At 40.5% G+C, this 15,549-nt stretch carries 14 protein-coding genes; 4 read left to right on the forward strand and 10 right to left on the reverse strand.

Going from position 1 to position 15,549, the window contains the following annotated elements; all coding sequences use genetic code 11:
• Positions 1-23 precede the first annotated feature (23 nt).
• Positions 24-3,395, reverse strand: coding sequence for a CheR family methyltransferase (locus JVX94_RS09895; protein ID WP_205185482.1), 3,372 nt, complete (start codon positions 3,393-3,395; stop codon positions 24-26).
• Positions 3,396-3,539: 144 nt separating this feature from the next.
• Between JVX94_RS09895 and JVX94_RS09900 the strand changes: the two genes are divergently transcribed.
• Positions 3,540-4,184 (forward strand): spore coat protein, encoded by a 645-nt coding sequence (locus JVX94_RS09900; protein ID WP_048240201.1) that lies wholly within the window; start codon positions 3,540-3,542, stop codon positions 4,182-4,184.
• Between the two features lie 25 nt (positions 4,185-4,209).
• On the opposite strand, the gene JVX94_RS09905 is transcribed toward JVX94_RS09900, so the two are convergent.
• Positions 4,210-5,082, reverse strand: coding sequence for a hypothetical protein (locus JVX94_RS09905; protein WP_111291928.1), 873 nt, complete (start codon positions 5,080-5,082; stop codon positions 4,210-4,212).
• Positions 5,083-5,238: 156 nt separating this feature from the next.
• The gene (locus JVX94_RS09910) at positions 5,239-5,745 is read right to left on the reverse strand and encodes a YhcN/YlaJ family sporulation lipoprotein (RefSeq protein ID WP_034282294.1); all 507 of its coding nucleotides are present in this window, start codon (positions 5,743-5,745) and stop codon (positions 5,239-5,241) included.
• Positions 5,746-5,896: 151 nt separating this feature from the next.
• Here JVX94_RS09910 and JVX94_RS09915 point away from each other — a divergent pair, with 151 nt between their 5' ends.
• A complete protein-coding gene (locus JVX94_RS09915) occupies positions 5,897-6,295 on the forward strand; it encodes a spore coat protein (RefSeq protein WP_111291903.1) in 399 nt (132 codons plus the stop codon).
• 35 nt (positions 6,296-6,330) lie between these two features.
• Here JVX94_RS09915 and JVX94_RS09920 read toward each other — a convergent pair whose 3' ends face one another.
• Positions 6,331-6,711 carry a hypothetical protein gene (locus JVX94_RS09920; protein ID WP_095408062.1) on the reverse strand — a complete coding sequence of 127 codons (381 nt, stop codon included), beginning with the start codon at positions 6,709-6,711 and terminating at the stop codon, positions 6,331-6,333.
• A gap of 97 nt (positions 6,712-6,808) precedes the next feature.
• On the opposite strand from JVX94_RS09920, the gene JVX94_RS09925 reads away from it, so the two are divergent.
• Positions 6,809-7,900: a GGDEF domain-containing protein gene (locus JVX94_RS09925; protein WP_205185485.1), complete on the forward strand. Its 1,092-nt coding sequence runs from the start codon at positions 6,809-6,811 to the stop codon at positions 7,898-7,900.
• A gap of 211 nt (positions 7,901-8,111) precedes the next feature.
• Complete coding sequence (gene cspB / locus JVX94_RS09930; protein WP_003212277.1) at positions 8,112-8,312, forward strand: cold shock-like protein CspB; 201 nt, start codon at positions 8,112-8,114, stop codon at positions 8,310-8,312.
• Positions 8,313-8,426: 114 nt separating this feature from the next.
• On the opposite strand, the gene JVX94_RS09935 is transcribed toward cspB, so the two are convergent.
• The 6 genes from JVX94_RS09935 to JVX94_RS09960 form a co-directional block, all read right to left on the reverse strand.
• The gene (locus tag JVX94_RS09935) at positions 8,427-8,786 is read right to left on the reverse strand and encodes a hypothetical protein (RefSeq protein ID WP_095408060.1); all 360 of its coding nucleotides are present in this window, start codon (positions 8,784-8,786) and stop codon (positions 8,427-8,429) included.
• A 13-nt stretch (positions 8,787-8,799) separates the two neighbouring features.
• A complete protein-coding gene (locus tag JVX94_RS09940; RefSeq protein ID WP_024425322.1) occupies positions 8,800-9,324 on the reverse strand; it encodes an NAD(P)H-dependent oxidoreductase in 525 nt (174 codons plus the stop codon).
• A 17-nt stretch (positions 9,325-9,341) separates the two neighbouring features.
• Positions 9,342-10,961: a DHA2 family efflux MFS transporter permease subunit gene (locus tag JVX94_RS09945; protein ID WP_205182916.1), complete on the reverse strand. Its 1,620-nt coding sequence runs from the start codon at positions 10,959-10,961 to the stop codon at positions 9,342-9,344.
• Between the two features lie 39 nt (positions 10,962-11,000).
• Positions 11,001-11,633: a biotin/lipoyl-containing protein gene (locus JVX94_RS09950; RefSeq protein WP_087978746.1), complete on the reverse strand. Its 633-nt coding sequence runs from the start codon at positions 11,631-11,633 to the stop codon at positions 11,001-11,003.
• Between the two features lie 365 nt (positions 11,634-11,998).
• A complete protein-coding gene (gene yhbH / locus JVX94_RS09955) occupies positions 11,999-13,162 on the reverse strand; it encodes a sporulation protein YhbH (protein ID WP_034282299.1) in 1,164 nt (387 codons plus the stop codon).
• A 139-nt stretch (positions 13,163-13,301) separates the two neighbouring features.
• Positions 13,302-15,197 (reverse strand): PrkA family serine protein kinase, encoded by a 1,896-nt coding sequence (locus tag JVX94_RS09960; RefSeq protein WP_111291904.1) that lies wholly within the window; start codon positions 15,195-15,197, stop codon positions 13,302-13,304.
• Positions 15,198-15,549 lie beyond the last annotated feature (352 nt).

Raw genomic sequence — 15,549 nt, forward strand, 5'->3', positions numbered from 1 at the left:
ATTTCTTGTAAATCTTATGTCTGTTAGCTCATTGGAAACGTAATAATTACTCGTGTCCCCTCAAAGCTTTTGCTTTCAAAACGAATGCTGCCGCCATGGCTTTCAATGATTTTAATGGTCATCATTAAACCAAGGCCAGTCCCTTTTTCTTTCGTTGTATAAAAAGGTTCACCCAGTTTCCCTATTTCGTCTTCTGGTATGCCCTTTCCTTGGTCTTCAAAAATCAGCATCATCTGATTATGTTCCAATACGGATGTGACCTGAATGACACCTGTCACACCATCCATCGCTTCAATACCGTTTTTAAGAATGTTTAAGAAAACTTGTTTCAGCTCATTCGGTATACCTTGAATGTTTGGCAGCGACGGAGACAAATTCTTCTGAATAGACACGCCTTTTAAAACCGCCTGTGATTCAACGACCATGATCACTTCTTCGAGCAGAAGATTGACATGAACCGGCTCAAATTTCACCGATTTGCTTCTAGAAAGCACAAGAAATTCATTAATAATGGCCTCGAGCCGATTAAATTCAGACATCATGACATCTGCATAATCCTTCTGATATTTCTTACTTTGAATCATCAGCTGTAAAAATCCCTTTAACGATGTCAGCGGGTTCCGTATCTCATGGGCGATACCGGCTGCAAGCTGACCCACTGCGGACAGCATCTCTGACTTCATCAGCATCTTCTCTGACTGCTTTTGATTCGTAATATCCTCTGAAATCCGCATCACAGTTGACTGCATTTTGTCAGGATCATCAATTCGGTGTAAAGAGACTCTCTCCCATCGTTCACGGCCTGATAAATCCTGAAAGTACAGCTCACCTGTCCAGCTGCCTTCTTTTAAACAAACGTCCCATTGCTTTTCTAAATCATCACATTGACACAGCGCATGATAGACAGAAAAGATATCTTTGCCGATCAGGTCATATTCATGCTGCTGTACAAACTGGCAAAAGCGCTGATTCACGCATTGGATGACCCCTTCCTCAGTTGCAACAACAATATGGATATGGCTGTTATCCAGTGCTGTTATCGCTAGATGGAGTGCCTGTTTGATTTTTGTCATTTCCGTCATTTTAATCCACGTCATCACCGCTCCCTCATGATCTTGATCAAAGTTAGGTGTGATGTGAACAGTGAATTGTTCGCCTTCATTCGTTTCAATTTCTCGTTCGATGACGCGCCTGTCCGAGATAACGGATTGTATGTCATGATAGAGCGTTTCCTGCGTGAGCTTCTTGGCCAGCGACTGAAAGGATTGCTGGTGCCTTATTTGAGCTGAAGTAAATAAAGAGGCAGCTGTAGGAGTGTAGTAGCGAATATTCATGTCCCGGTCCACAAACAACGTCGCAAGCTCTGGTTTAACAGAAGGTCTGTACAGTTCTTCCCTTGTCACCCTTAAGTTGTTTATGATATTAATGAAATGCTCGTGTTTTTTCTCAAGCTGCACTATTTGCGTGTTTTTCGCTTTTAATTGAGCCCTTGCCTCCTGCTCCTTTTGTTTTACTTCATTGAGTTCATTTTCTAAATCGACAATACGCTGCTGATAGACTGAATTCTGATCTGGCATCCCTTTTTCCCTGCCGTTCTTTTGATTTTTTCCTCTCTCATTCAGTCGAATGAGAATGACGTATACTCCTTTAAAACGGCGATCAAAACTCTTTACAGTAAAATCCGCATACTGCTTTCTGCCTTTTTCCGAAATGAGAACATGCTGAAACACAACCTCCGTCTCGTCTGTCCACACCTTTTGAAAGGTTTGACTCAACATCTCTTTCAAATAATCAGGCGTTACATATTCACATGATTGATCTGACACTTCTTTGTGGTCTAAGAAAGAATAGGCCCCATTTGACATCGCCAGGATTTTGTTACCATCATTGATGACCATACATGCATCATAATCCTCGCTCACTTCTTGCATATATTGTGCGGCTCGCTTTTGTAATTTGGCATCTCGAGCGTCATGTACACTAGATGTAGAAATGTTTGAATGGGTGTAAATGTTCCACTTTTCATTGAACAGTTGAAACAATCGAGGGATATTGGGGACAGTTTCATCGGGCCCTAATATTAACATCCCTTGATCTTTTAAAGCATATTGGAATCGGGATAATACTCGTTTTTGTACTTCTGGCTCAAAGTACATCAGAACATTTCGGCAACTGATAAAATCGAGGTAGATAAAAGGTGAATCAATCAATAAATTGTGAGGAGCAAAAACAATATGTTTTCTAAGCGACTGCTTCACAATAAAAGCGTCACCTTTTGTTTCGAAATATCGCGCCCGCCATTTTTCCGGTATGCTTGCCATTGACTCTCTCGAGTAAAGACCTTTACTAGCTATTTGAATGGCTTTTCGGTTGATATCTGTCGCAAAGACTTGAAGTTCAATGGACACATTTCTTCGCTTCATTTCTTCTAAAAATAAAATCGTAAAAGAATAGGCTTCTTCCCCTGTGGAACATCCCGCAATCCAAATTCGGCAGCGAGATTTCCCGTTGCTCATCAAATGGTCAATGATTGATGGTATGATCTTCTGTTCACATATACGAAAAGCTTCCATATCTCTAAAAAAAGTAGTCGTGCCGCTTAAAAGCTGGACGTGCAGGCGATCAAGCTCATCTGGTTCTCTTTCTAATAAACGATCGTACTCTGCTAATAATGACATCGGCTGATTTGCAGCGCGCATCCGTTTTTGAATGACAGAAAGCAGCCTTTTCTTTTCATAGGTTGAAAAGGCAATTCCTTTATACATTTCAAGACGTTCAATGATTCTTAGTAAAGCTGGGTCTGTCTCATCAGCATGCGGGACATTAATGATATTGGCCATATATGCCGCAAGGGTAGATGGATCTTTGAATGTGTGATGATACATGCTGTCAAAACCACTCTCTACCTCACTGCACGATAAGGCTGTACCACCTTGCTCAACCAACTGAAGCAATCCACTCCCCACACAATGACCTTTTTGAAAAAAGATCGCAAATGCCTCTTCCTTTTGAACACTGGCAAGTGACTTAAAAAGCGAGTCGACAGAGCATGCCTTGTTTGTTGGCAGCTGCTCTGATACATGCAGCCGATGATCTTCTGTTAACGTCACAGCCGCATGCTGCGGACAAAAATAGATGGTCTTCTTCATGACTTTCTCACCATGTTTAATCGTTTTTGCCCGGTAGCCAATCGGTAAAACAAGTGCTTCCAAATCTGTTATACAATCGCCTGTCACATGATTTTGCACAACAATAAAAGAGGCATTTAATTCATGTGGAAACGATTGAAAAAAAGCCTCAAGATGATGCTGTTCAAACGGCGAAACACCGATGCCAATCACTGGTGCCTGCACATGTTCGTCTTCTATCAAACGATTAATGATTTTGTCCTGCATCTGGTACCCCCATGTTCATTCGTCTGATACTTTTTTTCGACAAAAAGGAAGAAAACCCTCTAATTGTAAATAATGTTTTTTGCATGAAAACGTGAAAACATCCTCACATTAAAACAGATTGTATAAACAGAAGGAGGAATCTCAATGCAAAACGATCAGCAACCAATGTTTCAAGGAAGCGCTCAGCAGCCTGAGCTCAACCATGGCGGGCATGAGTTATTCGATTTACATGAAATTTTAGCCGGCACGATTAATATTTTGGATCAATATATGATCTTGCGGCAATTCATTCAAGATCCTGCATTATCCGACATCCTGGATCGACAATATCAATTCGTTTTATCCCAGTACAATGTCACTGTAGATTGTTTTTCTACCGGCCAAAAGCCTAGTGAAGAAACTGCTACTTATATGATGAAAGAACACACACAAGTGACATACGGAATCAAACCTTCTCAGCCGAAGAAGCCGAATCAGTCATTACAGGATGTAAAAGACTTAGGGATCACAGGACATATGCTCAGCCTAGTCAAATCACATGCTGGGTTACTTTCCATGTCCGCATTAGAAGTAACAAATCCTGTTGTCAGACGTGTGCTTGCTGCGCAGATTCCGAACTTTATCGAAATGGCATATGAAATTTTCTTGTATCAAAACAAGCATGGCTACTATCAAGTTCCTCAGCTTTCCAAACAAGATATGACAGCCATGACATCAGCTTTTGCACCACTTCAGGGGCAAGTTCAAATGCCTTCTAGCAAGGCCGATCAACAAAAGCCTCTTCATTAAAAAAACGGCTGACCCCCTTCTTTGGTCAGCCGTTTTTTCTTTGGTACATCACTTTAAACTGTTCTTCAAAATCTTTGAGTCTCTCCCCCGTCGCCTGTTCAAAGCCGCGAGCAAACTGGCCCGTTTTCGCAGTCTCCTCCATAATCTCATGTATGACGTCTCGTCCGTAAAGCTGCACCAATTCATAGATCATATAATAGCTTTGTAAATAGACATCAGTTTCATACGTTACCCGAGAGTTCTGCCAGTCTTGATCAGAATGAAGAGATTGAAAAGGAATCACGTCGAAGCGTTCAGACGTAGCATTCAACACGTCATAGGCCGTCCATTCTGCTGTTCCTTCGTGGAACCAAAGCGGAAAAATTCCTGGAGACACTTCATATGAATGGACCTTTTCATAGAAAACAAAATGAGCATACTCATGAATAAAAAGCGAATTGAAAAAGTATAAAGGCAGTGTCTCTTTCTTCAATAATGCTTCTCGTTTATCTGGATATAGCCCAATCATTTGATCATGATCAGAGTAAAATCCGGTTATATGCTTAATTCCAGCCATTTGTTCGATCGTCTCTTTATCATCAAAATAAATAACATCTAAAGGTCTGTCAGCTTCAAACTGAAACACTGATGCTGTTCTCTTCTCTGCCTGTTTCATGGCCTCTATGGTCAGATCAACAAAAGCATCCTCTTCCTCTGAATAGTAGATTCGAATATGTTCATAGACTTGCTTATTGAGTCCCTCCGTGATAACCGTTTTAGGAGAAGACTGCTCCAAATATTGTCCTGTCAGCTGAAACGCAACATAAATCAAGTACGCGGTGAAAGCATAAAAAATCAGACCTGCTGCAATCATTCCGCCTACAAGTTTTTTATGGATCAATGACGGCTTGGCTTTCATTTGCTCCCCACCTGAATTCATCTTGCACCCTCTTTCTCTTTCTATGAAGAAACAAAGATCAACAAGAGGTGATATATTTTTTACTTTATGCAGTCAGGTGCGCGAGGTGCGGTTCCAAACAAAAAAGCCGCATATGACATACGGCTTTTGTCGTAGCTATTTTGATTCAGGGAAGACACGTCTAACCGTTTCAGTAAATTCATCGAAAAATCCTGAAATCGGCTCTCCGCTTTTAATACGTTTTCCGTAACCTTGCATACGATCGACAAAGTCTGGATTAGCAGATACATACACATTGTCGATTTGTTGATCCGTTGATTTGACTTTGTCTGAAATTTTCTTTTTCAGATCGTCCGTCACATCACCGCTTTTATTGCCTTCAAGTACAACGGCAACAAATGCATTTTTTCCTGTGACAAGCACGTTCGCTGTCTTCACTTCAGACATATTGGCTACAAGCTCTGACGCCTTATCTGCAACTTTGACCTTCTGAGGTGTTTGAACATCTGGCTGATCCTGTCTCATGTTGTCATTCTTATATGTGACATTTTCATACTGCCGTTTCATTGTTCCTCTACGCTCATCGCCTTGGTTGTTCATTCCACACCCAGCGGTGATTAATGTTGGCACGAGCAGTAAAGATAGCATCCATTTCTTATTCATCAATTATTCCCTCCTTTTGCTCATAGGTTTTTCATCCAGCCGGCTTTTTATGCACCCATCCTCTGTTTCCGCAAAATGAATTCATAATTCAGCTGTGTTTGGTCATCCTAAACTTGATGAAAGATCATCACGATCAAATGGAGGGATTCGTTTGTTTAGAAAAAGAAAAGGTATGAGCACTGGCGCAATGATCGCAGTATCAACAGCTATCATTGCATTATTCTCCCCGGTTTTACGAAGAAGGCTGAAAAGCATGACACAAATGAATATGTCTTCAATGATGAAAGGCGCAAGCCATCAGCACCAAGACTCATCTCGCCATGAGTCACACTCACACAAAGAATCAAAAAGTACAGGTGAAGTTGGACAAATGATCAAGCAAGCATTCACAGCTGTCCAGCCAAATCAATCGAACAAGCACCAAGCACCATCAAGAACCCATCAGCCAAGAGAGTCTTATGCGCAATCTCTTCACATTGATGAAAGTGTGATGAATGTGATGGATGATGAATCGATCCAGCAAGTCATCAATGACATCGAGCACAAATAATCAAAACAGGAGCCTTCATAAAAAGAGGCTCCTGTTTATTCTCCAGAAAAATGTTCTTTGACCATGAGACAAAAGGAAGGTAAAAATGTCATTTCAATTGTTGTGATGAAGTCGTCATGATGCTCTAATATCAGCAAAAGTTCCTTTTCTTCCTTCCGATCTTTTTTTATTTCTACATGCTGCACTGTTTTAAAATCATATATTCCCAAAACAGATTCGGTCTTTTTTCGAACGACCTTTAAGGTAAATTCCTTCATAGCAAGCGACATATTCACAACAAATCGCTCCTCCTGATTCTCGAATCGAAACGTCAAATCTTGATATTCAATCGGCATTTCTTTTTCAAATCCGGCATCTGGCATTTTTTCAAAAAAAGAAAGCCAGTCCGTTCGATCTGGAAAGCGTTTTCCCCGCATTTTCTTCAATTCCTCATCATTAAAATTTTTATTAATTATCCTTTTTCCCCTTTTCTTTTGCAACAAATTTTAGTAATTTTAAAAAGGTGATTCTATTTTGCTAAAAGACCTCTTTATTAATTTAACAATTCTTGTCACTTTCCATTATTTATTTATGCTTGTGTTTAAAGAGAATTTTCTAAAGAAAGAAGATACCTTGCTCAGACAAATATGCAAAGGCATGCTTTCTGGGTTACTCGGTGTCCTTTTGATGTTCTTCTCTATTAAAACAGGACCAGCTATCATCGATTTAAGACATATTCCCCTTATTTTAACGGCCTTTTATGGAGGCATCGCTCAAACAATGATTGCAGCCTTTGTTGTCATCATTGGCCGATTATTAATTGAAGCCAACATCGCTTCTTCCATCAATATTTTTTCCATGATGTTTATCGCAACCTCTTCTTTTTTGATTGCAGAGCGTCATATGAATCATGTTGTGAAAATGCTGTTATCCATTACGATTGGTAATGTGATGGCCACAAGCCTGTTTATTATGGTCGTGCACGAGACATCATTTCAACTGCATTTTACTTATTGGATTTTCTCATATATTGCTGGGTTGTTTAATTTTTATGTCATAGAGCATCAAACAAAAGCATATCAGCTGTTAAATTTGTATAAATTTCAAGCTCATTATGACTTTTTAACAGGTGTTTTAAATAAACGGAAGTTCGATGAGGTATTAAGTGATGCTTTTACTAAGAAGTTGAAGCAGCCTATCCATCAAATGTCCCTTATTTACCTAGACATCGATTACTTCAAAACCATCAATGATCAATATGGGCATCATGAGGGAGATATCGTTTTAAAAGAAATCGGTACAAGGCTGATTAAAAACACAAGAAGCTCTGATTATATTGGGCGGATTGGCGGTGAGGAGTTCGCTGTCTTTCTACCAAATTGTACAATTGAAAAAACATGGCAGATTGCAGAACGCTTACGAAAAAAAATAGCAGATCAGCCGATTTATTTAAAAAATGGCATGTCCATTCACACTACGGTATCAATTGGGTGTGCTTATTCTTATGGAACGAGTGCAGACATCAAGCAATTACCGATTATAGCTGACCAGGAGCTCTATAAAGCGAAGGAGTCCGGCCGAAATCAAGTGAGCTTTTCAGAGAGAAAAAAAGACCAATTGACATAGGCATTTTCCTCAATTTGTTAGCGCTAATTATTTTTAAAAAAGTTTTCGTATAACAGTTGTTTTTTCCCGCAAACACTGGTAAAGTAAAGGTAATTATTTTTGTTCGTATCATCTTTAAGAAGAAAGTTTTGAAAGAGTTTTCGTCTTTGAAGTTTGTGTAAGAGCAAGAATAGTGAATTTAAGCGTTAAGATCGCTTTAGGAGGAAATTTCATGTTAGAAGGTAAAGTAAAATGGTTCAACTCTGAAAAAGGTTTCGGATTCATCGAAGTAGAAGGTCAAGACGATGTATTCGTTCACTTCTCTGCTATCCAAGGCGAAGGCTTCAAAACTTTAGAAGAAGGTCAAGCAGTTTCTTTCGAAATCGTTGAAGGTAACCGTGGACCACAAGCTGCTAACGTTAACAAAGCGTAATTTAAGAGCATCTGCTCTTTTAGCACTTTATAGAGTGAAGGAAAACCGCCCGGCTTTTGCCGGCGGTTTTTTTGTGCCATAAAAAAAAGAGAACCTGATGAAAGGTTCTCTTTTTTATTTGTCCTTCTGCTTTAGCTTCTGCAAAGCAGAACGATACATATCATCATTCATTTTTGTCTCTGGTTCTTCTTCTTTGACAGGTGGTTCTGGCTGCTTAAACTTTTGAAGCGCCTGTCTATAAAAATCATCGCCAGACGCAGCATCATCTGTTTGAGAAGGCTCTGACGCTTTTTTTTCAACCTCAGGTTCTACAGGTCTCGCCGCAGCCTTTGGCTCGCTATGCGGCACGTCAGGCTGATTGGAGACATCTTCTTTGATCTCTTCCTTATCGGCCGATGCGTGTCTGACATTGAACGCTACTAATCCAATAATGACTAGAACAGCAGCTACTAACGCTACAATAATCGTCGCCAAAAGAACCCTCTCCTTATCGCTTAAATGATGCAGTGACTGATGCTACACGTCTTCCTAGTGCTTTTCCGAGTTCAATGCCTTCAGTAGAAATTAATTCATCTGAATCAATCGGACATGTCACACCGGCTCCATAGTAAGAGCCATATAAAGCATTCTCTGGAACATTTCCAGGAAGGCCGACAACAAGCATTCCTTGGTGGAACATTGGTGTAATCAAATTGTGCATGGTCATTTCTAAACCGCCGTGTGTTGTAGCAGTTGTACAGAAAACAGCCCCGACTTTATCGATTAGTTTTCCTTCTGCCCATAAGTAGCCAAGACGGTCAATCCATGTCTTTAACCCAGAACTAATGGTACCAAAGTGACCAGGGCAGCCCCAAATGATCGCATCCATTTGATCGAGCTTGCGAATGTCTGCATCTTTCACGTGATCAATGAATACTTCAGCTTGCTCTGTTTCACCTGCGCCTGCTGCAATCGCTTCTGCAAGTGCTTTTGTATGGTCACCTTCACTATCGTATACAACATAAATTTTCATGTACGGTCCCTCCACACTTATCTTGCATCTTGGTTTGCTTCCTTAGGTGCTGGAAGCAATGATATTTCTTGTTTCTTATGCTGCTGTTCTTTTCGCTTTTTATCCTTACGAACATCTCGCAGGAACAAGCTGAGAATGACACCAGCCGCACAGAATAATGTCACCCACATGTAAGCATCATTGATACCCATCACGTTTGAATCGATCTGTGCTTTCGTAAAGAGCTGGGTGGATACATATTTTTGAGCAGCTTCTGCTGTCATGCCCATATGATGCATCACATTCGATACAGCCGTCTGGAATGAATTCATAAAGAACGGGTCCGCTGTATTTGTTTGATCCGCCATATTGGAATAATGGAATGTCGTCCGATTCGTATAAATCGTTGTGATCAAACTCGTACCGATGGAACCGCTAATTTGTCTTAATGTATTAGACATCGCTGTACCATGGCTGTTTAAGTGCTGTGGTAATTGGTTCATCCCTGCTGTCATAACCGGCATCATCAAGAGTGACATACCAAATGCACGTACTGCATACATGAGCACAATGTGACTATAGGAAGTATCAATTGTCAGCTTTGTAAACTCATATGTCGTAACAACGGTAATGAGCATCCCCACAATGGCAAGCGGACGAGGTCCAAATTTATCAAACAAGATCCCTGAAATCGGGGACATAATGAGCATCGCAAGTGCCCCTGGAAGCATTAATAGCCCAGATTGCAATGCCGTAAACCCAACGAGGTTTTGCAGATAAATCGGAAGTAAGAACATCCCTGTATATAAAGCAACCGTAATAATGATGTTAATGACACTTGATAATGAGAAAATGCTGTATTTAAATACGCGGAAATCAAGCATCGGATTATCAACTTTCAACTGTTGGAAAATAAAGAGAATGATCGCAATCGCACCAATAATAATCGTAGATAAGACGATCGGATCTGTCCAACCATCACTTCCTGCTTCACTCACTCCGTATAGAAGGGAAGCAAAACCGACGATTGAAAGAATCGCACCAAGACTGTCCAGCTTGATTTTTTTAGGCTCTACAATATTTTTAAACATAAAGAAAGCCGCGATAATGACAATCGCACCGATTGGCACAAGTCCATAAAACATAATACGCCAAGAATAATGTTCAATAATGTAACCAGATAATGTTGGTCCTACTGCAGGAGCAAACATCATCGCAAGACCAAAAATCCCCATTCCTTTCCCTCTGTTTTCCGGAGGGAAAATAAAAAGGATTGTTGTCATGACAAGCGGCTGTAAGATACCACCGCCGACAGCCTGAATCAAACGGCCGATGAGCATCGTTGAAAAGTTTGGCGCAATACCGCAAATAAATGTACCTAGCGTAAACGAGATCATAGCCACTAGGAATAAGCTGCGCTGTCCAAAACGTGTGATTAAGAACGCAGATAACGGAATCAGCACACCGTTGACAAGCATGTAGCCTGTGGTAAGCCACTGAATCGTCGTTGCACTTACATTAAATTCAGTCATTAAATGGGGCATGGCTACGTTCAAAAGCGTTTGGTTTAAAATCGCTACGAACAAACCGGCCATTAAAATGATCAGTAAAGACAAGGAGCCTGTTCCCTGTTTTGTCGCTGCAGGTTGATTTGCCATCTCAGACAACCTCCTTTCATTTTTTGATATCAATCATCATTAAGATGAAATTTTGACAGAAGCATTCATACCTGGAAGTACTTTGTCTGATGGGTTTTTAATTGAAATTTTCACTGCTACTTTTTGCGTTACTTTTGTATAGTTGCCACTTGAATTTGTTGCTGGCAGCATATTGAATGTTGAGTTTGTCGCATAACCAATTTGTTCAATGTTTCCTTCAAATGTTGTATCAGGATCGCCATCTACAACGATGTCGACTTTGTCGCCTTTTTCAATGTTTTTAATATCTGTTTCTTTAATATTTGCTGTGATGTAAAGCTTGCTTAAATCAATTGTTTCACCAAGAACTGTACCAGGCTGCACTTGTTGATTGTTTTGTACTTCTTTTTTGACTAATGTGCCATCAGCCACTGCTTTAATGTTTGTTTTTGTTTGTCCTTCAACTTTTGCAACCGTGCTGTCTTTTTCCACTTCGTCACCTTCGTTGATATCCCAGCCTTTGATTTGTCCAGCTGCTGGTGCTGTAATTTGATACATGTCACCTGTCACTTTTGCCTCATCTGTTTTAACAAAGTTTGTGCTTTCGTAGTAGTAATAAGCACCTCCAGCAATAATGGCAAGAATCACAATAAGGCCAATAATGTTCGTTAGCAATAAACGCCCTCTGTTCATGTTTTGTTTCTCCTTTCATGTATAAAAATATAGTGTCATCTGCTTTAGCAAACTTAGAATGCCCATCATCTGACAGAATATGAAACAAGCTCAACAATCTGTCCTTTTCCCTTCATCTACTCCCGCCCCTATCATGGTGTGCAGCCCATTTATACTTATTGTTCACTTATGAGCAAAGAGCAGAAAAAGAAGAAAAGACGATCGGCATCTTTTTTGAAAAACTTATATTTAACAAGATTAAATATTAATAAATGAAAATTGAAATGTCAAAGAGAAAGTTTTACTTTTTTTCTGGTGATCCTTTCCTTCTCCACACAAAAAAACCTTTCAGCCCTTATGCTGAAAGGTTTTTTTAAATGTGCTCGTTATGAATGAACTTCTTCCTGCTGAAAAAATTTTTTTAGTGCGAGAAAAACGTCTGATTTTTGCTTCAAAATATAATGCTTAAATTTCTCATCCTGAATATGCTTATATGCTGACATTAACGTAGAATGCCGGTTGTATTGATTCACTTCACCGTAACAGAATAAATTGGCTTTTTTCATGATCTCAGAAACAAGTTTCACACATCGGGCGTTGTCTGAGGTCAAATTGTCCCCATCAGAAAAATGAAAAGGATAAATATTATATCGCGACGGCGGGTATCGTTCGTCTATGAGCTCTAGTGCCTTTCGATAGACAGACGAGCAAATGGTCCCCCCGCTCTCACCCCGTGAGAAGAAATGTTCTTCGTCTACCACCTTCGCCTCTGTATGGTGGGCAATAAATTCAATATCGACCGTCTCATACTTTGTCCGTAAGAAACGTGTCATCCAAAAGAAAAAACTTCTCGCCATATATTTTTCCCAAAGTCCCATACTTCCGCTCGTATCCATCATTGCCAAAACGACGGCTTTCGACTCTGGTTTGGTCACTTCATTCCACGTTTTATACTTGATATCCTCTGGGTAGATTGGATAAAAGGAAGGACTGCCTGTCATCGCATTTCGTTTAAATGCCGACAGCATCGTTCGTTTTTTGTGGATATTACCTGTTAACCCGGTTTTGCGAATATCGTTAAACTCAATTTGTTCGACAATGATGTCGTCAAGCTCCTTTTGCTTAAGGTTTGGCAGCTCCAGTTCACGAAACAGTGCTTCCTCGAGATCCATTAATGAGACTTCTGCTTCGTAATAATCCTCACCAGCTTGATCTCCAGCGCCCTGCCCCTTTCCTTGCCCCTGCTTACTGTCTGAGCCGTCGCGCGCAACAACATCGCCAACCTCACTGTCTCCATCGCCTTGACCCACATGCTTATTTTTGTCGTAGTTATACCGAATTTTATATTCATCTAATGAACGGATCGGAATTTTGACAACATCTTTTCCATTCGACATAATGATGCTTTCTTCTGTGACAAGGTCCGGCAAATTGTTTTTAATCGCCTCTTTGACTTTTTTCTGATGACGCTGCTGGTCGTCATAGCCTTTTCGATGGAGGGACCAGTCTTCCTGTGACACAATAAACTGACTTTTTTCTTGCCGGGACATCCATCCCCCTCCTCACCTATTTGCACAATTCTTCTAACCATCGATTCCTTTATCGTATGCTGCTCGTCATCCAAGTTGACGATCATTTCTAAAAAAGACATTACCGGTGCTGATGCGCCAATAATGCCTCCTTCATTTATTAACGATTCAGAAGACTGCCTACATATTTTAAAAGTTCATTCGCACTTGTTGAATTATAGCCATGCTCATCAATCAATCTAGCCACTACTTCATTGACCTTCTTCAGCTGCTGTTCATCCGGTGTCTTCGTGGATGTTGTGATTTTCACCACATCTTTTAGATCAGCAAACAACTTCTTCTGAATGGCCTCCCGCAATCTCTCATGTGAATTATAATCAAAGCGTTTTCCCTTTCTCGCATAAGCCGAAATACGAATCAGAATTTCTTCTCTAAATGCCTTTTTGGCGTTTTCAGAAATACCGATCTGCTCCTCAATTGAACGCATGAGTTTTTCATCAGGATTCATTTCTTCACCCGTTAACGGATCACGCAGCTTGTTTTTATTGCAGTATGCCTCGACATTATCTAAGTAATTATCCATCAGCGTTTTCGCAGACTCCTCATAGGAGTACACAAATGCCTTTTGCACTTCCTTCTTCGCAATATCATCATATTCTTTTCTCGCGACTGAAATGAAATTCAAATAACGCTCCCGGTCCTCGCTGGAGATAGACGGATGCTGATCGAGCCCTTCTTTTAAGGAGCGAAGGACATCCAGTGCATTGATCGATTCCATATTCTTTCGAATGATCGTGGATGAAATTCGATTGATCACATACCGCGGATCAATTCCGCTCATCCCTTCGTCATGAAATTCCTTTTTCATCTCATCAATGTCGACTGACTGGAAGCCTTCGACACTTTCTCCGTCATACAGACGCATTTTTTTCACCAAATCAATATCAGAACGCTTCGGCTCTTTCAATCTCGTCAAAATGGAGAACATCGCTGCTACCTTCAGCGTATGAGGGGCAATATGCACATCTGAGACATCACTTTCTGAAATCATTTTATAATAAATGCGTTCTTCTTCTGTGACCTTTAAGTTATAAGGAATTGGCATCACAATAATTCTTGAATGCAAAGCCTCGTTCTTTTTATTTGAAATAAACGACCGGTACTCGGTTTCATTCGTATGGGCGACGATCAATTCATCTGCACTAATCAAGGCGAATCTTCCTGCCTTAAAATTTCCTTCCTGTGTTAATGACAGGAGGTGCCAGAGAAATTTCTCATCACACTTTAACATTTCCTGAAACTCCATCATCCCTCGGTTTGCCTTATTGAGTTCTCCATCAAAGCGGTACGCACGGGGATCTGACTCTGATCCAAATTCAGCAATAGTTGAAAAATCGATGCTTCCTGTTAAATCGGCAATGTCCTGAGATTTCGGATCAGACGGACTAAAGGTACCAATGCCGGTCCGTTTATCTTCAGAGAAAAAGATCCGCTCGACCCTTACATCCTCAATTCTGCCGCCATATTCCTCTTCCAGTCTCATCATGTTCAGAGGCGACAAATTCCCCTGCACACGAATCCCATATTCTCTATAGAAATCCTCCCGCAGATTTTGCGGAATGAGATGAAGCGGATCTTCGTGCATAGGGCAGCCTTTGATCGCATAAACTGCGCCATGATCTGTGAGTGAATATTCTTCAAGACCTCTTTTCAATCTAGTGACAAGCGTCGATTTCCCCCCGCTTACTGGTCCCATCAGTAATAAAATACGCTTCCTGACATCTAGCCGCTTTGCAGCAGGGTGAAAATATTCCTCTACTAATCTTTCGAGTGATTCCTCTAACCCAAACAGCTCCTGATCAAAAAATTTGTAGGTTCTGACCCCATTCTCCTCTTCAATCCCGCTGTCTTTAATCATATGATAAACGCGAGAATGAGCAGATTGAGCGACAAGTGGATTTTCCTTAATAATGTCTAAATAATCGCTGAATGTGCCTTCCCATTTGAGACGCTGCTCTTCTTCTCTGTGCTGTTCGATTTTCTTTAAAATATCCATATGAACCTCCTCTTTCAAGATTGAAGCTAGAAATCAGATACTGTTTTACAATCTATGCGGAGGCGTCCTATTACATGCTTTCGTTCTTCAAAATGACGAATTGGCAAACTGAATTGACAACCATCCGCAAGACCCTTCATAATAAAGGAAAAATAGGAGAAAAATGATTTTCTTCTCCTGCTTTTCAAGGTGAACTTCACATCATATGAAACAGGCAGCGAACGGAACAAAGGGATAAGGGGGAGCTTATATGAGAACGGTCATTATGATGGGCGTCATCATTACGTTTTTAGTATCCATTTTCACTGCTGGCTACGAAGGCAAGCCTGGTAAATGAAAAAAAGGATGTTCC

The organism is Bacillus sp. PDNC022 (assembly GCF_016919285.1).
Taxonomy (GTDB): Bacteria; Bacillota; Bacilli; order Bacillales; family Bacillaceae; genus Bacillus; species Bacillus safensis.